Below are 19,062 nucleotides of genomic sequence, written 5' to 3' on the forward strand. Positions count from 1 at the left end.
GCTCTTGGGCGAGTTCAGTGGGCTTCAGGTTCGTGAATGATTTCTTCGATAAAATCGAGAATCGCCGCCAGGCTCCGGTCATCGAGCTTTTTCAGCACCTTGTGAACAACCATCTTGCTGCCTTTAAGCATGCTGCTGATGCCCATTTTGGCCATGCCCATCATCATGCTGCTGGCATTCAGGCGCCGCAGGGGCTCCAGGAAGAAGAAATCCAGGCCCTGTTCAGTCAGCTCGACAATCAGGTTGTACAGCTTTTCGATGGCTTCCTTATCGGCTTTACCGCGCCCCTTGAGCTCGCTTACGGTATACAGGGCCCGGGTGCGCAGTTCGTCCGGGATGGGGGCCACGATATGGCTTTGTTGTTTCAGCATAGAGGTTCCTGTTGTTGTATGCTCGTCAGTGAGAATGGTTTTACACCGGCGCTTGAAGTTGCATGATAGTGCAGCAAATGGATTGCCCGGGCCATTGGCCTGAGTGATTGCCAGCGCCCGTCATATCAGTGATATTCCGGAGGCAGTGATTCAACGTGCATGTACTTGTGGTTCACGACTATGGCCCTCTTGGCAGGGTGTTGCTGGAGCGGCTGCGAAGAACCCATCTTCAGGTCAGCCCTTTGCTGGTCAGCGACCCGGCCAATGCCGACTTGCACGCTCTGGAAAACTGGATTCCTGAAGACACTGACCTGATTGTGAATGCCCTGTGGCTGGTAGACCCCGAAAAGGCCGAGGATAATCGCGAGGCAACGCACCAGGCGGCGTTTTCCCTACCCCTGGCGCTGGCGGAGTTTGCCCGTGACCGGAACATGGCCCTTTTACAGCTGTCGTCTTGCTATGTCTTTGATGGCCGCAAGCAGGCGGCTTACATTGCCTCCAATCCCGGGCAACCAGTCAATGAACTGGGCCGCTGGCAGTGGGAGTGTGAACAGGCGCTTCGCACCGTATTGCCCAGGCATATTCTGCTCAGAACCGGCTGGAGCCTCGCCCGGTTTATCGAGAAGGTTCAGAAAAGCACCGCTGGTAATGAAGGGCTGCATTTGCCCGGGCGTTGCAAAGGCCAGCCGGTGGCCGTGCAGGATCTGGCACGGGTGATTACCGCGGTGGTTCTGCAGGTAGATTGTGGCGCTGAGGTATGGGGCACCTATCAGTACGCCGGGGCTGAAGAAATCAACCTCTATGAGCTGGGGCTGGCGATTGCCGGGATGCCCGGTATTCCCGAAGACATAAGGATAGTGGATGAAGTGCCCGGGTGGGGGCACCTGGAGCCGGTGAACACCACGATGGTGTGCAGCAAGATTCGCAACACCTTCGGCATTAAACAGTTGCCGTGGCGAACCTGGTTGTCAGAGGAGGTGGCGATGCTGAAAACCTCGCCGGAGGCAGAAGCAGACAAGGCGCCGGCGAGCTCCTGAAGCTACCGGCGCTGTTGGTCCCCGGGCTTACTGCTGGCAGCCCTGGCGAGCGAAATCCCGGGTGACCATCTGCAGGGCTTCAACATCAAGAAGTTCTACTTCCCGGCCCCTGGCCCGGATGATGCCCTGATTCTGGAAGCGGGTGAACACCCGGCTCACGGTTTCCACGGCCAGCCCCAGGAAATTGGCGATATCGTTTCTCGCCATGGGCAAGCTGAAGTTGGTGGGCGACATTCTGCGCCGGCGGAACCGACTGGATAGAGACAGCAAAAGGGCAGCGATGCGCTCTTCGGCGGTATTCTTGCTCAGCAGCATGGCCAGTTGATGGCTGTTCTGGATTTCCTGGCTCATCAGGTGGTACATGTGGTGCTGCAGTTCCGGCAACTTGCCGGTGAGTTCCTCCAGTTTGTCTACCGGGAACTCACATACACTGGTCCGCTCCAAGGCTTTCGCGGTGCAGGCATAGTGTTCGCTGCTCATGCTGTCGAGGCCCACCAATTCGCCGGGCATGAAGAAGCCCGTCACTTGCTCGTCGCCACCTTCGGTAATGATGGATGTTTTGATGGAACCGCTCTTGACCGCAAAGCACGAGCGGAACGGCGTGCTCTGATCAAAGATGTGCTCGCCGCGATTGAAAATCCGTCCCTGCTGGACAATGTCTTCCAATCGCTCCAGATCGTTTTCTTCCACCGCCAGGGGAAGACACAGGTTGCTCAGGCTGCACTGCTGGCAGGAGGCCTTGAGGGGAGACACTTGGTGAAGTCGAATTGCCTGGGCCATATTGACGAACCATCCGGGTTGATCCATATCAGGCTGCGGTCATGCGCAGCCGTCCTCATTCCTGGTTGGCAAGGATTGCCCCTGCTCAGGAAGCAAGACCATGGCCAATCCGGATACGCTCAAAGTTTAGCGGACCGCCATGGGTGACAATGCTGAAACATCTGGATTCTCACACATTGATCAAAATCAAGTATAGCAAAAGAGTCTAGTCTTATGCGTGGAATTTAAGAAGGCTTTAGTCTAACCGGTCCGGTGGTCAATCGGTGGGTATTCCTTCAGGACGACCTATTTTTGCGTTGCTCGGTTCGGGCCTGCTTCTCGGCGTTCCTGGCCTCTTCATCGGCCCGGGCCTGCTGAAGTTCTCTCTCTACCATCTCAGGTGTTTCCAGGGAAATCCGGCCGATGGTTCCGGCCCTGAATTCATTGAGCAGGATCTCGGACACTTTGTGGAGGTCCGGCACACCGCCCCGGCGGAAGAACTTTCGTTTCGCGGCAATGGCATCCATCAGGGCCAGGCCATCGGCCGGCTTCTGTTCCAGACCGTAGCGGGCCATCACCAGTTCCGGGTAGGACTTGACCAGGTAGTCCGCTTCAAACATCGCCACATCTTCGAAGTCCAGCACAGCGCTGCGAATGGCGCCGGAAATGGCCAGCCGGTAACCGCACTGTTCCGGGGACAGTTTGGGCCATAGGAAGCCGGGCGTGTCATAGAGCAGTATGTTGTCTGGCAATTTGATGGCTTGCTGGGCCCGGGTAACCGCCGGCTCGTTGCCGGTCTTGGCGGCGGGCCGGCCGGCAAGGGTGTTGATCAGGGTGGACTTGCCAACGTTCGGAATGCCCAGGATCATCACCCGAAGCGCGCTTTTCTGCCGATCATGGCCGGGGGTAAGTTCCTCGGCCAGCTTGAGGATACCCAACGCTTCCTTACGTTCGTTATGGGTCAGGGTGATGGCACGAACGCCCCGTTCCTGCTCCAGCCACTGAAGCCATTGATCGGTGATCGCCGGATCAGCCAGATCACGCTTGTTCAGGATTTTGATCAGCGGGGTGTCACCACGAAGCGAGGGCACCAGCGGGTTCTCACTGCTGAAAGGAATGCGCGCGTCGACTACCTCGATGATCAGATCCATCTGAGGCATGACTTTTTTGATCTCCTTTCGGGCCTTGTGCATGTGCCCGGGAAACCAGTTAATCGCCATGGTGTGTGCTCCGCTCGCTGTTTAAAGGCGCCATTATGCAGGGGAATGACCAAATTTTCATAGTCGCTGCGACCCCCGTGTGCCGGGAGCCGACGGAGTTTTTTTCGGAAGTGTGTACAAAAAGAAGGGTGATCGGGGTGAAAAGTGGGGCCGGAATGTTTTAGTGTGTACAGCCTTGAACAGTGAAAGCAACGAAATCCGGTGGTTAGAGCGTGGCCACCGGCCATTTGGAGACATTTATGAAGATTGCAAAAATTATTGGTTCTGCTTTGGTGGCCATCAGCCTGTCAATGCCTGCCTTTGCCCAGCAAGCCGCCCCTGGCCAGCCTGACCAGGTAGACCAGTTGGCCGAGATGGTGGGTTTGTCTGATGACCAGCAAACTGAAATTCGCGGCATCATCGACGAAATGCAGGGCGAAATTGGTGCGCTGCGTCAGAATGCCCAGTCACTGCAGCAGGCACTGCAGGCTGAAATCAAGGCGGACTACAGCGAATCTGCCATTCGGGATAATGCCGAGAAGCTGGGTGATGTAACGGGCGAGATCGCGGCGCTGTCTGCACTGATGCAGGCCCGCGTAGATGCGGTATTCACTGAAGAACAGCGTGATGAGCTGGATCGTCGCATGCGTGAAATGCAGCAGCAGATGCAGCAGCAACAGCAGATGATGCAGCCTGGCCAGTAAAACCGGCTGAATCAGACCCCGCCCGAGCGATGCTCCGGCGGGGTTTTTTATTATGGGGCAGGGAAAGGCTTGAACAGGATGATCAGCCTTGGCAGCAGGGTCAGGGCGCCGACCAGGGCCATGAACATGGCAAAGCCGGTGAACAGGCCGAAGTAGATGGTGGGGATGAAGTTGGACAGCACCAGAATCGAGAACCCGGAGATGATGGTCAACGAGGTGAAGAACATGGCCTGGCCGATGCTGCGGTGACATCGGTGCATGGTGGCCAGGTAATCACCGTCTTTGGCTAACTCGGTCTTGAACCGGTGGATGTAATGGATGGTGTCATCCACCGCAATGCCCACGGTAATGGCAGCCACGGTGATGGTCATCATATCCAGAGGAATCCCCAGCCAGCCCATCAACCCAAGCACCGAGCCAGCCGCTATCAGGTTCGGGGCCATGCCGATCAGCGCCAGTTTGAGTGACCGGAACAGGATCAAAAACATCACCATAATGGCTGCGAAAACCACCCCGATGGTTTTGATCTGGGAGTCGAACAGGCTTTGCAGCATGTTGTTGTACATGACGGTCATACCCGAGAGCTGGACTCGTTCCGGGGCGTAGCCAAGTTCCGTTGTCAGGTGGTTGTGTATGCGGTCCAGGAGGTCCTGCCGGCGCAAATCCGGCATGGTTTCCAGAATCCGGATGCTGAACCGGGCCTGGCTTTGTTCTTCCGATATGTAGGGTGTCAGAAGAATGTCCTGCAAATCGTCGGGCACCGCGGCGGGCACAAACGCCAGCTCAACGGCGTTCAGGGGCGTACCGCCATTAATTTGGGCAAGCAGGTCCAGGGTGGTGCTGATCGACAGCACCTTGCCGGTCTCTGGCAGGCTGTTCAGGTAGTCGTGCACGTCACCAAGCTGGCGCATTTTCTGGTAGGTATACCAGGTGTCCCGGTAGTCTTCTTCGTCACAGTCTTCCACAAACGGGTCGCAATCGCTGGCGAAGGGGTCGTCGCTGTAGTTCTCAGGTGGCGGCTCATCGGTAATCACCACGTCCAGCGGGGTGGTGCCGCCAAGCCGGTCGTCTATGGTGATCATGCCCTGGTGGATTTCGGTGGAGGATTTGAAGTAATCAATAAAGCTGTTCTCAACGGTCAGCCGGTTCAGGCCAATCACGCACAGCACGGCAATCACCCCGGAGCCCACTAGCACGGTGCCGCCAAACCGCTCTGTAAAGCGGGCAAAGGCATCGGTGAACGGAATCCTGTCCGAGGTTACCCGGCTGTCCAAAGGGGGCGGCAGCAGGCTGAGCAGGGCAGGGAACACCAGGAAGGTGATGATGAAGGCTACGGATAGCCCCAGGGTCATCATCCAGCCGAAATCAATCACTGGTCGAATGCCGCTGAAGGTCAGGGAGCCGAAGGCGACAATGGTGGTGATGGCCATATAGAAGCAGGGTTTGATCATGGCCATGACGGTGCGGCGCAGGACATCCCGGGGCGCAGCACCTGGCTCGTCGTGCTGGAACTCCCGGTAGCGCACAATCAGGTGAATGGTGAGCGACAGAGTCATGATCAGCAGCAGGGAGATAAAGTTGGATGAGATGACGGTAACGGGCCATTGCGCCCAGCCAAGGAAGCCAATCATCAGCCACACGGTAAAGCCACAGCACAACAGGGGCACCAGAACCCAGCGCCACTGCCGGAAGATAATCGCCAGAGTCAGCAGCAGGAACGCCAGTACACCCAGGCCAAAGGTAGACAGGTCGTTCTGAATGAAGCGAATCATATCGGCCACAATCATCGGTACGCCACCCAGGTGAATGCTGGCGTGCTCCCGGTGGTTATCGAGGATCACCCGGACCTTCTTGATGGTGGCATCCCTCTCCTTGCCCAGGGATTCGGTGTAACGAATGAATTCCTGGCTGACCTGTTCCAGTTGCCGTTGGTCATCGGCGCTGGCGTTGCCGGAGTTCACCCTGTCCCGCAGGTTGTCACGCTGGTTCAGCAACTCGAAATAGCGCTCGGGTGTGGGCAGGTTAACCTGAATGGCCGTGGTGCCGGCATCTTCGCTGAGCAACAGGTTCGGGTACATGGGGTTGTCCAGCAACGCCTGGCGCGCGGTATCCGGGGCAACCTCGTGTTCGTCCAGGGTCTTGATTTCAGTGTCGACGGTATCCAGCGTCAGGTCCGGACTGTGCAGCAGCGGTACGTTCAGGATGCTGTTGGTCGAGCTGACGGCTTCCAGCGCCTGCAGCTCGTCCCGCAGGGCTTTGAGGCGGCCCAGGCCTTCCGGGGTGAAGAGTGGCTCGTGGGGCGTATAAGTCACCACCAGGAAGTCGTCCGAGGTAGTGAAGGTGCGGTTTACCTGCCGGTACTCTTCCAGTGAGCGATCATTCTCAAGCACCAGCGATTCGGCGGAGGCGTCGAGCCGGAACTGGTCAAAGCGCAAGGCTGCCAAGGCCAGGATGGCTCCGAACAGGACCAGGACAATCCAGGGGTGGGGAAGGATAAAGCGATCGTAAAAGGCACCGATGCGGTTCATGTATCAGGACTCTGCAGCGAAAAACGACTGCAGAGTGTGCCACAAACCTCAGTGAACTTTGACCTTTGATGCCGCGTCTTCGAGCGATTCGATCAGGTGTTTCAGTCGACGGGTCATCTCGGCGCTGTCGGAAAGCTGGGTGACCATGCTCTGGGTGGTGTCCCGGATACCCTGGACATTGGCCAGCACGTCATCGGTACCGGCCGTCTGTTCGGCGGACATATCCGCGATTTCCTGGTTGGTCCGGTCAATGCGGGTAACCACTTCATTGATGGCTTCCAGTGCCTGGCGCCCCAGTTCCGACTCCTCCACGCAGCGGGCAGCGCTCTCTGAACTGCCGGTCATCTGCTGTACCGAGGTGTTCATGGCGGCCAACAGCTTGTCCAGTCTGGTCTGGATCTGGTCGGTGGAGTCCTGCACCCGTTGGGCCAGCTTGCGCACTTCGTCCGCGACCACAGCAAAGCCCCGGCCCTGCTCTCCGGCCCGGGCGGCTTCAATGGCAGCATTCAGTGCCAGTAGGTTGGTCTGCTCGGCAATACCCTTGATTTCGGTGATGGTCTGGCCAATGGCCTGGCTGTTCTCGGCCAGGGATTCGACGCTGCTGGCGGAGTTGCGGATAACCTGTTCCAGCTGGCGAATGCTATCGGCGCTCCTGCCCACGCGTTCCTGGCCGGCAAGGGCGGTGTCGCGGGCTTCGTGGGACAGGGTTTTGGCAATGCCAGACTGCTCGGCAATGCCGATGAAGCTTTGCAGCATGGTTTCGATCACTTCGGCAGAGCGATCAGCGCCAGCTTGTTGGCGGGCCAGATCATCTCGCCGGGATTCGGCCGCGAGCGTCAGTTCCTGAACCTCCCGGTTCAGCCGTTCGATAGCCTCCTTCATGCTGCGAACAACCTCGACGGTACGATCCTGCATGGCATTGAAAGCGGTAGCCATCTCGCCGATCTCATCGGTGGAATCCACCGGGGCCCGCTCGCTGAGATTGCCGCTGGCCTGAACCGACACCATGGTGTCTTTGAGGCGGTGTATGTGCCGCTCTATAAAGGAAATCAGCAATTGGGAGCCGGCCATCTCAAGTGCCATAAGCACGGCAACCACCAGGGCAAACCCCGGTGCGGTGTCGGCAAACACCTGTGAGAAGGTCGCACCAGACTGGTCAGCGATCAGCTGCATGGCGTAAAGCACCAGCAGGCAGAGCACAGCAAACACTACAATATTCAGCAACCAGAACTTGTACTTCAGCCGGGCATTGCGCAGCAGTGTCAGCATGGGCGCCTCAGTCGATGGCTTTAACGGGAATCTGCATGGCGTTGCTCGCCTGCGGAACGTCGGGCACGGCCAGCCCCAGGTTGTTCTTGTCGAACACCCGGTCAGCCCGATAGCTGGAGCGCACCATGGGGCCTGATGGCACTTCCATGAAGCCCTTCTCCAGGCCGATGTCGCGGTAACGGTTGAACTCTTCCGGGGTCACGTAGCGTTCCACCGGCAGATGGTTGGGAGTGGGGCGAAGGTACTGGCCAAGGGTAAGAATGTCGACGCCAATGGCCCGCAGGTCATCCATGGTTGCCAGGATTTCTTCTTCGGTTTCACCCAGGCCGAGCATCAGGCTGGTCTTGGTAAGTACGTCTGGTCGGTGCTTCTTGGCGTGGGCCAGCACGCTCAGGGTTTTCTCGTAACCGGCCCGGGGGTCGCGCACGCGGTGAGTCAGGCGTTTGACGGTTTCGACGTTCTGGGCGAACACGTCCAGGCCGGAATCCACCACTTTTTCCACGTCGCTCATCACCGCGTCAAAATCCGGGGTCAGGGCTTCAACGGCCACTTCCGGAGTACGCTGTTTGATGGCAGAGACGCAGGCGGCGTAGTGCGCGGCACCACCGTCGTCCAGATCGTCCCGGTCTACCGAGGTCAGAACGATGTAGCGCAGGCCCATCAGCTCCACAGACTTGGCGGTGTTCTCGGGCTCCTCCAGGTCCAGCCAGCCTTTGGGGTTGCCGGTGTCGACCGCGCAAAACTTACAGGCCCGGGTGCACACCGAGCCCATCACCATGATGGTGGCGGTACCGTTGGTCCAGCATTCGCCGATGTTGGGGCAGTGGGATTCCTGGCATACGGTGCTCAGGCGGTGTTCCGATACATTCCGGCGCACGGCATCGTAACGTTCGCCACCGGGCATACGCGCTCTCAGCCATTTTGGCTTGCGCTCCAGGGGCTTGTCTTCCGTGCTGGCGGCCGTTCGTTTCACGCCGTCCTTGATGGCGGAAAAGCCGTGTTCGTTACGGAATTTGGAACCACTGGTAATGCGGGGCTTTGCGCTTTCGCTCATTGGGCCGGAGACTCTCGCAGAAAAGGTATGGAGGACCTTAAAGGTTAATCGGCGGGGCGAGGAGATACAAGGCAGATACGGGCAATCACGGGGTAACCGGGCACGACTTTGGTCGTACCCGGTTGATGGTTATCAAGCCTGGGATTTGTCCAGGGCCTGGGTGATGTCGGCAATGATGTCGTCTATGTGCTCAATGCCGATAGACAGGCGCACCAGGTCTTCGCTGACACCGGCACTCTTCAGCTCGTCTGCGTTGAGCTGGCGGTGGGTGGTGGTGGCCGGGTGGCAAGCCAGGGATTTGGCGTCGCCAATGTTTACCAGGCGCAGGATCATGTCCAGCGCATCGATAAACCTGGCGCCGGCCTCGCGGCCGCCCTTGATGCCAAAGCTCAAAATGCCGGAGGCCTTGCCGCCGCAGATTTTGTCACAGGTGGCCTTGTAGGGGCTGTTGGCCAGGCCGGCGTAGTTCACCCACTCCACGGCGGGGTGATCCTGCAGGAACTGGGCAACCTTCTGGGCGTTGTCGCAATGGCGCTCCATGCGCAGGGCCAGGGTTTCCAGGCCCTGCATGATCAGGAAGGCGTTGAATGGCGACAGGGCAGACCCGGTGTTACGCAGTGGCACCACCCGGCAGCGGCCGATAAAGGCGGCTTCGCCCAGGGCTTCGGTGTAAACCACTCCATGGTAGGACGGGTCTGGCTGGTTCATCATCGGGAACTTGTCTGCACTGGCTTTCCAGTCAAACTTGCCGGAATCCACCACAATACCCGCTACGGTGGTGCCGTGGCCGCCGATGTATTTGGTCAGGGAGTGAATGACGATATCGGCGCCATGCTCAAACGGTCGGCACAGGAACGGGGTGGCGACGGTGTTATCGACAATCAGCGGAATGCCGTGCTTGTGTGCAATCTCCGCCCACTTCTGGATATCCACCACGTTGCCGGCCGGGTTGCCGATAGACTCACAGAACAGGGCGCGGGTCTGGTCGTCGATGGCGTTTTCCACCGCCGCAAAATCATCGTGGGGCACCATCTTGCACTCGATGCCCTGGTTGGGCAGGGAGTGGGCGAACAGGTTGTAGGTGCCGCCATAGAGTTGGCTGGTGCTGACGATGTTATTGCCCACTTTACAGATGGTCTGCAGGGCATAGGTGATCGCAGCCATGCCGGAGGCCACGGCCAGGGCCCCGATACCGCCTTCCAGCGCCGCCATGCGCTCTTCCAGAACCGCGTTGGTGGGGTTCATGATGCGGGTATAGATGTTGCCTTGCACCTTAAGATCAAACAGATCGGCACCGTGCTGGGTGTCGTCGAAGGTGTGGGATGTGGTCTGGTAAATGGGTGTGGTGGCGGCCTTGGTGGTCGGGTCGCTCTTGAAGCCGGCGTGCAGTGCGAGGGTTTCCGCTTTCATCACAACATTCCTTGCTGGTGGTTTGTTCGTTATTGGTTTGAGGCCCTGAAGTATGGCACAGAGGTTTCCAGAAGAGGATGATGCCTGTCAATCGCCACAGATCAGTCCAGGGCTCCGTATACCAGAGCTCTGAGTTCCTGACGTATCGCATAAGAGGAAGAGGGCATTAGCTGAGTCATGAAAATCACCACCATGTCCTCCACCGGATCGACAAAGAAACTGGTGCTGGCCAGCCCACCCCAGCCGAACTCGCCTTCTGAGCCGATAGTGGCGGATTTGGCGACATCGGTTTTGACCGAAAAGCCCAGCCCGAAGCCGCTGCCCGCGTAGGGCGTTTCGCTGAAGCCACCAATTGAGAGCGCCGGCAGATCCTTGCCCCCGGGCAAATGGTTCAGGCGCATGAACTCAAGGGTCTTTCGCCCGATAATCCGCTGGCCCTGATACTCGCCACCCTGGCACAAGACCTGGGCAAACCGGTAATAGTCATCAATGGTGGAGACCAACCCGCCACCGCCAGAAAGGAAGCGGGGCCGCTTGAGATATTTCGAGCGCTGCGGGTCATCCTGCAGTTTCATGGTGTCGCCGGGTTGATGCAGGTAGCAGGCGGCAAACCTGTCTTGCTGGTCCGGGCGCACCTGGAAGCCCGTCTCGGTCATACCCAGTGGTTTAAATATATGCTCCTGGAAATAGTCATCCAGGGGTTGGCCGGAGAGCAGCTGGACCAGATAGCCGATCACATCTGTAGACACCGAGTAGTTCCAGGCGGTCCCGGGGGAAAACTCCAGTGGCAGGTCGGCCAGCCGATCCACCAGCTTCTCCAGAGTCAGGATGGAGCTGCCATCCAGCTTCAGCTGGCGGTAGGCGGCATCCACTTCGGTTCGCTCGGTGAAACCGTAGGTCAGCCCTGAGGTGTGGGTCATCAGGTCCCGGATGGTCATGGTGGTGGTTGCCGGCTCGGTTTTGAAATCCGGGTAGCGGCCACCCTTGTACACCCGCAGGTTGCGCCAGGCCGGAATGTACTTGTGCACCGGGTCGTTCAGCAGGAATTTACCCTGTTCGTACAGCTGCATCATCGCGATGCTGGTGATGGGTTTGGTCATGGAGTAGATGCGGAACACCGTATCCCGTTCCATGGGCAGGTTGCGCTCTACATCTCTCAGCCCTCGGGCATCACGCCAGACAATCTTGCCGTGTCGCGCAATCAGTGCCGCAAAACCGGGTAGCTTGCCGGGCTGGATATAGTTCTGTTCAAAGTGCCGGCTGATGCGCTCGAGGCGATCCAGCGACAGTCCTGACACGAGGGATTCCGGCATGGCTGCTATCCTGTGCTGTAAAACACGCAATCGGGCTCTCAACGGGGTTGGGCCAGAACGAAAAAAGCCCGGATCTTTCGAACCGGGCTTTTAAGAATACTGGTAGCAAGGGGCGGAGTCGAACCGCCGACCCCAGCATTATGAGTGCTGTGCTCTAACCAACTGAGCTACCTTGCCATTTCGTTTCAGGGCATGCCCCAAACGAGGCGCGTATTTTCGGTATTTGGGTCCAAGGTGTCAAGGCTTTGGGGCCAAAAATCCGGAAAAATTACACGTTAAACCGGAAGTGAATTACGTCGCCATCCTTAACGATGTATTCCTTGCCTTCCAGGCGCCATTTGCCGGCATCCTTGGCGCCGGCTTCGCCGTTGTACTGCACGAAATCGTCGTAGCTGATGACTTCGGCGCGGATGAAGCCGCGTTCGAAGTCGGTGTGAATAACGCCGGCAGCCTGGGGGGCGGTAGCGCCGATTTTAACCGTCCAGGCGCGCACTTCCTTTACGCCCGCGGTGAAGTAGGTTTGCAGGCCCAGCAGGCCGTAACCGGCGCGGATCACGCGGTCCAGGCCGGGCTCTTCCATGCCCATTTCGTCCAGGAACATGGCTTTCTCTTCGTCTTCCAGTTCGGAGATTTCGGCTTCCATCTTGTTGCAGATGGGTACTACCACCGCGTTCTCGGAGGCGGCAATTTCGCGAACCTTGTCCAGGTGTGGGTTGTTCTCGAAGCCGTCTTCATTCACGTTGGCGATGTACATGGTGGGCTTGACGGTGAGCAGGCACAGCTCGCGTACCAGGGCCATCTGGTCTTTGTCCAGGCCCATGCTGCGCACCGGTTTGCCTTCATTCAGCACCGGCAGCAGCTTCTCGAACATTTCCAGCTGGGCCTTGGCCTCTTTGTCGCCGCTCTTGGCTACCCGCTGCACGCGCTTGATAGCTTTCTCTACGGTGTCCAGGTCGGCCAGCGCCAGCTCGGTGTTGATCACTTCAATGTCAGATGCCGGGTCAACTTTGTTGGCCACGTGGATGACGTTGCCGTCTTCGAAGCAGCGCACTACATGGGCAATGGCGTCGGTCTGGCGGATGTTGGCCAGGAACTGGTTGCCCAGGCCTTCGCCTTTGGAGGCGCCGGCGACCAGGCCGGCGATGTCGACAAATTCCATGGTGGTGGGCACGACTCGCTCGGGCTTTACGATTTCGGCCAGTTTGGTCAGGCGTGGGTCGGGCATGGACACCACGCCGGCGTTGGGTTCGATGGTGCAGAACGGGAAGTTCTCTGCGCCGATGCCGGCTTTGGTCAGTGCGTTGAACAGGGTAGATTTGCCGACGTTGGGAAGGCCGACGATGCCGCAGTTAAATCCCATGGAATGCCTCTGCTGGAACTGAAAAATTTGGGCGGATTATACCGGGGTATCGGTACGGGTGCGAGTAAGGGGATGTGCCTTGCTCAGGGGGTCGGTTTGAAACTGTGTAACCGGTTCATAGCAGCAGCCAGTTTGCCGTTGGCGGCTTCTGGTAATACTCGCATGACTTCGTCGAACACGGCGCCCAGTTGCTCGGCTTCCTGTTTGCCGAGCCGGCCCAGTACAAAGCCGGTGACCTTACGGCTGTCGCCGGGATGGCCGATGCCAAGGCGTAGTCGCTGGAAGTCGTTGGTGCCGAGGTGGGCAATGGTGTCCCGCAGGCCATTATGACCACCGTGACCGCCGCCTTTCTTGAGTTTGGCCGTGCCGGGAGGCAGGTCGAGCTCGTCGTGGGCAACCAGAATCTGTTCAGGAGAGATCTTGAAGAAGTCCGCGAGGGCCTTGATGGCAATGCCGCTGCGGTTCATGAACGTGCTGGGGTTCAGGAGGTGCAGGTCGAGACCCTGCCACTGAATGCGGGCGTAAAGCCCGTGGTACTTCCGTTCGGGGCGTAGCGTCTGGCCCGCATGGCGGGCCAGCGCTTCGACGAACAGGGCGCCGGCGTTGTGGCGGGTATTCTCGTAGTCGGCGCCGGGATTTCCCAGGCCAACCACCATGACAATATCCTGTGCCATTCGCCTTTGCCCCCGGAGTGATTACTCCTCGCCGCCTTCCTCGCCTTCGGCGTCCGCAGCGTCGTCCGCCTTGGCACCTTTCGGCTTGTGGATAGAGGCAACCGGCTGGTCGTGGTCTTCACCCTGCAGCAGGGCAGCAACACGAACGCCTTTCGGCAGTTTCAGGTCGCTCAGGTGGACAACCTGGTCCATGGCGACGTCAGTCAGGTCAACTTCGATGAACTCAGGCAGGTTCTGCGGCAGGCAGATCACTTCCACTTCGGTCATGGTGTGGGAAACAATACCACCCTGAAGCTTAACCGCCGGCGCTGTGTCTTCGTTCAGGAAGTGCAGCGGTACGTTAACGTGGATCTCGTGATCCTTGTCTACGCGCAGGAAGTCGGCGTGGGTCAGCAGCAGCTTGTACGGGTGGCGCTGCAGATCCTTCAGGATCACGCTTTCTTTTTTGCCCTGAATGTCGATGGTCAGAATGTGAGAGAAGAAGGCTTCGTTTTCGAGGGCCTTTTTCAGCTCGTTGTGCCAGATGGAGACCGGCGTTGCGTCTTTTCCGCCACCGTAGATGATGGCCGGGATTTTACGCTCTTCGCGACGCAGGCGGCGGCTCGCACCTTTCCCCTGATCGTCACGAGGAAATGCTTCAATAAGGAATTCCTGAGACATGGTATGTACCTCGTTGTTCATCTGAACGGCCCGCGACCAGGCTCGGGACAGATGAGTTCTTTGAATGACCGGATTTTTCCGATCGACTAAAAGAGTCGGGAGCCCTGTTGGACTCCCGACCCGAAAACTGCCTTTAAAGTCTGAGTGTTACGGAGCTTGGCCCGTTCAGACGTTCTCAAACATGGCGCTGATGGACTCTTCGTTGCTCACGCGACGAATCGATTCCGCAAGCAGTCCAGCCATGCTGAGGGGGCGGATTCTAGCACAATTTTTGGCTTTGTCACCCAGTGGAATGGTGTCGCACACCACCAGTTCGTCCAGCTCCGAGTTGTTGATGTTCTCGACAGCCGGGCCGGACAGCACCGGGTGGGTAATATAGGCGACTACGCGGGAGGCGCCGTGCTCTTTCAGAGCGTTGGCTGCCTTGCACAGGGTGCCGGCGGTATCAACGATGTCGTCAACCAGAATGCAGGTTTTGTCTTTGACGTCACCGATGATGTGCATTACCTGGGAAACGTTGGCCTTCGGGCGGCGTTTGTCGATGATGGCCAGGTCGGCATCATCCAGACGCTTGGCAACGGCGCGGGCACGTACAACACCGCCTACATCCGGAGATACCACGACAAAGTTTTCGAACCGCTGCTTTTCGATGTCTTCAAGCAACACCGGGGTGGCGTAGATGTTGTCCACCGGGATGTCGAAGAAGCCCTGAATCTGGTCAGCGTGGAGGTCGACGGTCAGCACACGGTCGACGCCGATGCTGGAAATCATGTCAGCAACCACTTTGGCGCTGATGGCTACCCGGGTAGAGCGAACGCGACGATCCTGGCGGGCGTATCCGTAGTAAGGGATAACGGCGGTGATCCGTGTGGCGGAAGCACGGCGCAGGGCGTCGGCCATCACGATCAGTTCCATCAGGTTGTCGTTGGTGGGGTAGCAGGTGGGCTGGATAATGAAAACGTCGTGACCACGAACATTTTCATTGATCTCAACGGTGGTCTCACCATCGCTGAAACGGCCAACGGTGGCCTGGCCCATGGGAATATGCAGTTTCCTGGCAATATCGCGCGCCAGTTCAGGGTTGGCATTGCCAGCGAAGATCATCAATTTGGACACGACAGCATCCTTCTCAGTATCGGCGTTTGATTCAGAAGAAGCGGGAGAAAGGTGGCTGGGGTGGCAGGATTCGAACCTGCGCATGACGGGATCAAAACCCGTTGCCTTACCACTTGGCGACACCCCAATATCATCGTGCTTTCTTGGCATCATTTCAGCTCTGTCAGCTTTTTGTGCAGAGGTGAATGGTTCACCCCTTTAGCTACGAACCCCGTGATGCCGGAGGGTTTGCTTTCCCAGATAATCCGGGCTGCGGATTCTGTCGGGAAACGTCCAAAAATGCAAGCCCCGGTTCCGGTTAATCTTGCAGGTCCGAATTGTGAAAGCCATTCCAGGCTCTTGTTAACCTCAGGATACAGTTTTCGAACTACATCCTCACAGTCGTTTCGGTACCTCGAGGCGTCTCCCTCAAAAGCGGGCGCTATTTTCATTTTTGGGGTGTCCCTTGTCAACCCTTCTTCCGAAAAAATCTTCCCGGTGTTTATTTCGCAGTCAGGCTTGAGGACCACAAACCAGTCTTCCGGCGGATTGGCGGGCGTGAGCTTTTCGCCCACCCCTTCGCCAATGGCGGAGCGGCCGCGGACGAACACCGGCACATCGGCGCCCAGATCCAGGCCCAGCTCGGCAAGCTCGTCTTCATCAAGATGCAGTTCCCAGAGGTGGTTAAGTGCCACCAGGGTGGTCGCGGCGTTAGAGCTGCCGCCACCGAGGCCGCCGCCCATGGGAAGTCGTTTTTGAATGCGGATCGTCACGCCGGGCAATGCATGGCTGGCGCGTTCGGCCAGGGCACGGGCTGCGCGAATAATGAGGTTGTCGTTGTCAGGTACCCCGGGAACCGGTTCCTCAAGGCGTATGCGGGCATCCCCCGGGGTCAGGGTGAAGGTGATCTCGTCGCCGTAATCGAGAAACTGAAACAGGGTTTGCAGTTCGTGATAGCCATCGGGTCGTCTGCCCACGATGTGCAGGAACAGGTTGAGCTTGGCCGGCGAAGGCAGGGTAATGCTGCTACTCACGTGCTCAGTCCTTTCTCTGCCAGTCGCTGATTACCACTCGAACGCGCTTGTCGTCCTTCAGGGCGGTGATTCGGGCGGGGAGCTGAGGCAGGTCATCAATGAACGCCTGCCAGCGATCGTAGCGGATTTCCCAGCCGTCCTGGCGAATGATGGCTAGCCGTTGCTGGTCATCGAACAATAACCGGAAATTGCCGTCTGGTGCCGGCAGGCCACGAATCCACCAGGCCAGGTTGTCGATGGGCAGCTGCCAGCCAGTTGCGGCCTGTACCAGCTGTTCCGGGTTCGTTGACTGGTAGGTGTCGCCGTTAGCCAGTTGCAGTTCGAGAAATCCCGGTGTTCCGCGCAGGCTGGTGCTACCCATTCCGAGAAAGGACGACGATAGCGCCAGGTCGTATTGCTCGCCTTGCTGTTCCCAGTAATTAATGACTGCGGTGCCGCTGTCCGATGGTTGGCGCACCGCAAGTTTCCCGGAAAGCTGCCAGTGATTGAATTGACCCAGTGTGCGGGACTGTTCAGCCCAGTTGGCTGGGGGTTGGTCGGTCATGCCTTCCGGGAGTGGTTCCAGCTGAATGGTGGTACAGCCGCCCAGCAGGCTCAGTACCAGCAGGGCGGCGAACAAATTCTTCAACATCAGGAGTTTCCGTTGCCGGTCAGGCGTTGGATGGTTTCAATCAGAATGTCGTGGTCCGGATCCTGTTCCAGGCCTTCCTCCCAGATAACGCGGGCCTGTTCTTCATTTCCGCTGACCCAGAGGGCTTCGCCGTAATGGGCGGCTACTTCAGGGTCCGGGTAGGCGGCCCAGGCGTCGGCCAGGTATTCGAGGGCGGCTTCGGTGTCGCCCTGGCGAAACAGTACCCAGCCCATGCTGTCGAGAATGGCGGGATTATTCGGGTCCAGGGCCAGTGCCTGTTCGATGTAACTGCGGGCTTCATCCAGGCGCTCGGTACGAATGGTCAGGATATACCCGAGCGCATTCAGCGCCACCGCGTTGTCTGGTTGATTCGATAAGATGGCCCTGAGGTCCTCTTCCGCCAGTTCGGTGTTGCCGAGAGAGTCGTGCAGCATGGCGCGGGCATAACGGATTTGAATGTTTTCAGGAAAGGCCTCAAGGGCATGGTTGGCGGCTGCCATGGCGTCTTGTTCGCGCTGCTGGTCGAGCAGCAGGTTGACTTCAAGGAGCCAGAAATTTTCAGCCTGTCCCGGGTTTGACTCCCTCAGTGTGTCAATCTTGGCAAGTGCGCTTTCCAGATCCCCTGTCTCGGCTTGCAGTTCACTTGCCCGGGCGAGGGCGGGGAAGAAGTAGTTTCCGCCTTCTACGCTCATGTAGTAACCGATGGCGTGGGTGATGTTGCCCGCATCTTCCTCTATGCGGCCAAGGTAGTAGCTGGCTTCATCGGTGTGGTGGCCCTGTTCGATCAGTTCCGTAAGCTCCTCTCTGGCCAGCTCCGGCTGACGATTTTCCAGGGCAACCAGAGCGAATGACAGCCGCAGCCCCGGGGTCTGGGGATAGCGTTTGACCAGTCGCTCGAACTCGTCCTGGGCAGCCTGAAGTTCTCCCTCGTTAATCAGGATGCGGCCGTAAAGCGTGCCCAGTTGCCGGTTGGACGGGAATCGCCGGGTGTTTGTGGTCAGGTAGGTCAGGGCTTCTCTTGTTTGACCGGTCTGGTACAGCAGGTCGCCTTTGAGTGCGATGGCGGGCTGGAAGTTGGGTTGCTGGTTGGTGAGCCGCTCAATGCGCTCCAGGGCCTGCTCCGGGGCGCCGGTGATTTTCAGGAGCAGGGCAATGCTGTACTCAAGCTCGGGATTGCCCGGGTGCCGTTCAGCCAGTCGCTCGTATAGCTGCAGCAGTTCCCGTTGCTGGGCCGGTGGCAGGTTGGCAGACATCGCCGCCAGGCTGTCAAAGTCCGCGTCCTCTCCCTGCTCCATAATGCGTTCCATGTGGACCAGAGCGGTTTCAAGATCCTGGCGTTTGACCGCCTGAATCGCGGAAACCCGGTGTGCCAGCAGGTTGTCGGGCTCCAGTTGCAGCCATAGGTCTGCCAGTTGCTGCTGCGCGTTATCGGCATTCAGGGACTGGGCAATGCGCATGGCACGGGTGATGACGCCGCGATCTTTTGAGGTTTTGGCTGCCTGCAGGTAGTTGACCAGGGTTACGTCGTAGCGCCCTCGCTGGGCGGCAATCTCCGCCGCCAGGAGTTGGTAAAGCACTTCCGGCTCGAAATCCGCATAACGAATCTCTTCCTGTGGCGTCGGGGTGACCACTATGGGAGTAGGTTCATCAGCCTTTGGTTCTGTTGTTTCGGAAAAGCTGGCGCAGCCGGGCAGGGCGGCAATGGTGAAGGCCAGCAGGCTGGTAACCAGATACGGTGCGGATTTTTGCATGCAACTTCCCGTGTGCTGTCGGCAGTACGTCAGAGTATGTTCTGTTCTGCCGCAGAATTGAGGCAGATCGGGTTTAGGCCGTGGCCGAGCCTCTATAATGGCATAAGCATTATAACTTGCCCAACCTGTCCGCAGTTCCCGAAGGCGGCGTGTTTTCGGGTGGCAGGCGGTGGCCCTCACCGGTAGAATGGCACAATATGATCCACGACTGGC

General features: G+C 58.4%; 17 protein-coding genes and 2 tRNA genes. 2 read left to right on the forward strand and 17 right to left on the reverse strand.

Annotated features, from left to right (window positions below; all coding sequences use genetic code 11):
• Positions 1 to 14: 14 nt before the first annotated feature.
• A complete protein-coding gene (locus tag QUE75_RS04925; protein ID WP_058092233.1) occupies positions 15 to 371 on the reverse strand; it encodes a hypothetical protein in 357 nt (118 codons plus the stop codon).
• Positions 372 to 526: 155 nt separating this feature from the next.
• On the opposite strand from QUE75_RS04925, the gene QUE75_RS04930 reads away from it, so the two are divergent.
• A complete protein-coding gene (locus tag QUE75_RS04930) occupies positions 527 to 1,408 on the forward strand; it encodes an SDR family oxidoreductase (protein WP_286254055.1) in 882 nt (293 codons plus the stop codon).
• Positions 1,409 to 1,435: 27 nt separating this feature from the next.
• Here the strand turns inward: QUE75_RS04930 and fnr are convergent, their stop codons facing one another.
• Positions 1,436 to 2,188 (reverse strand): fumarate/nitrate reduction transcriptional regulator Fnr, encoded by a 753-nt coding sequence (gene fnr, locus QUE75_RS04935; protein WP_061333312.1) that lies wholly within the window; start codon positions 2,186 to 2,188, stop codon positions 1,436 to 1,438.
• A 275-nt stretch (positions 2,189 to 2,463) separates the two neighbouring features.
• Positions 2,464 to 3,387 carry a ribosome biogenesis GTPase YlqF gene (ylqF, locus tag QUE75_RS04940; RefSeq protein ID WP_286254057.1) on the reverse strand — a complete coding sequence of 308 codons (924 nt, stop codon included), beginning with the start codon at positions 3,385 to 3,387 and terminating at the stop codon, positions 2,464 to 2,466.
• Positions 3,388 to 3,626: 239 nt separating this feature from the next.
• On the opposite strand from ylqF, the gene QUE75_RS04945 reads away from it, so the two are divergent.
• Positions 3,627 to 4,070 carry a Spy/CpxP family protein refolding chaperone gene (locus QUE75_RS04945; protein WP_106693646.1) on the forward strand — a complete coding sequence of 148 codons (444 nt, stop codon included), beginning with the start codon at positions 3,627 to 3,629 and terminating at the stop codon, positions 4,068 to 4,070.
• A 50-nt stretch (positions 4,071 to 4,120) separates the two neighbouring features.
• Here QUE75_RS04945 and QUE75_RS04950 read toward each other — a convergent pair whose 3' ends face one another.
• The 14 genes from QUE75_RS04950 to QUE75_RS05015 form a co-directional block, all read right to left on the reverse strand.
• Positions 4,121 to 6,598 (reverse strand): efflux RND transporter permease subunit, encoded by a 2,478-nt coding sequence (locus QUE75_RS04950; RefSeq protein ID WP_286254059.1) that lies wholly within the window; start codon positions 6,596 to 6,598, stop codon positions 4,121 to 4,123.
• Between the two features lie 48 nt (positions 6,599 to 6,646).
• Positions 6,647 to 7,867, reverse strand: a complete 1,221-nt coding sequence (locus QUE75_RS04955) for a methyl-accepting chemotaxis protein (protein ID WP_138435356.1) — start codon at positions 7,865 to 7,867, stop codon at positions 6,647 to 6,649.
• A 7-nt stretch (positions 7,868 to 7,874) separates the two neighbouring features.
• Positions 7,875 to 8,921, reverse strand: coding sequence for a lipoyl synthase (gene lipA, locus QUE75_RS04960; RefSeq protein WP_286254061.1), 1,047 nt, complete (start codon positions 8,919 to 8,921; stop codon positions 7,875 to 7,877).
• A gap of 132 nt (positions 8,922 to 9,053) precedes the next feature.
• Positions 9,054 to 10,331, reverse strand: coding sequence for an O-acetylhomoserine aminocarboxypropyltransferase/cysteine synthase family protein (locus QUE75_RS04965; RefSeq protein ID WP_286254063.1), 1,278 nt, complete (start codon positions 10,329 to 10,331; stop codon positions 9,054 to 9,056).
• A gap of 101 nt (positions 10,332 to 10,432) precedes the next feature.
• Positions 10,433 to 11,644: a serine hydrolase domain-containing protein gene (locus tag QUE75_RS04970; RefSeq protein ID WP_286254065.1), complete on the reverse strand. Its 1,212-nt coding sequence runs from the start codon at positions 11,642 to 11,644 to the stop codon at positions 10,433 to 10,435.
• Between the two features lie 100 nt (positions 11,645 to 11,744).
• Positions 11,745 to 11,821 (reverse strand) — tRNA-Met (locus QUE75_RS04975).
• Between the two features lie 91 nt (positions 11,822 to 11,912).
• A complete protein-coding gene (gene ychF, locus QUE75_RS04980) occupies positions 11,913 to 13,004 on the reverse strand; it encodes a redox-regulated ATPase YchF (protein WP_286254067.1) in 1,092 nt (363 codons plus the stop codon).
• 83 nt (positions 13,005 to 13,087) lie between these two features.
• Positions 13,088 to 13,678: an aminoacyl-tRNA hydrolase gene (pth, locus tag QUE75_RS04985; protein ID WP_106693435.1), complete on the reverse strand. Its 591-nt coding sequence runs from the start codon at positions 13,676 to 13,678 to the stop codon at positions 13,088 to 13,090.
• A gap of 21 nt (positions 13,679 to 13,699) precedes the next feature.
• Positions 13,700 to 14,338: a 50S ribosomal protein L25/general stress protein Ctc gene (locus QUE75_RS04990; protein ID WP_061333314.1), complete on the reverse strand. Its 639-nt coding sequence runs from the start codon at positions 14,336 to 14,338 to the stop codon at positions 13,700 to 13,702.
• Between the two features lie 165 nt (positions 14,339 to 14,503).
• Positions 14,504 to 15,454 carry a ribose-phosphate diphosphokinase gene (locus QUE75_RS04995; RefSeq protein ID WP_061333292.1) on the reverse strand — a complete coding sequence of 317 codons (951 nt, stop codon included), beginning with the start codon at positions 15,452 to 15,454 and terminating at the stop codon, positions 14,504 to 14,506.
• Between the two features lie 52 nt (positions 15,455 to 15,506).
• Positions 15,507 to 15,581, reverse strand: a tRNA-Gln gene (locus QUE75_RS05000).
• 22 nt (positions 15,582 to 15,603) lie between these two features.
• A complete protein-coding gene (gene ispE / locus QUE75_RS05005) occupies positions 15,604 to 16,467 on the reverse strand; it encodes a 4-(cytidine 5'-diphospho)-2-C-methyl-D-erythritol kinase (protein WP_286254072.1) in 864 nt (287 codons plus the stop codon).
• A 4-nt stretch (positions 16,468 to 16,471) separates the two neighbouring features.
• A complete protein-coding gene (gene lolB / locus QUE75_RS05010; RefSeq protein ID WP_106693438.1) occupies positions 16,472 to 17,098 on the reverse strand; it encodes a lipoprotein insertase outer membrane protein LolB in 627 nt (208 codons plus the stop codon).
• The gene (locus QUE75_RS05015; protein ID WP_138437807.1) at positions 17,098 to 18,849 is read right to left on the reverse strand and encodes a tetratricopeptide repeat protein; all 1,752 of its coding nucleotides are present in this window, start codon (positions 18,847 to 18,849) and stop codon (positions 17,098 to 17,100) included. Before QUE75_RS05015 ends, lolB begins: the two co-directional genes overlap by 1 nt.
• Positions 18,850 to 19,062: the final 213 nt, after the last annotated feature.

Source organism: Marinobacter shengliensis (assembly GCF_030297115.1).
Lineage (GTDB): Bacteria > Pseudomonadota > Gammaproteobacteria > Pseudomonadales > Oleiphilaceae > Marinobacter > Marinobacter shengliensis.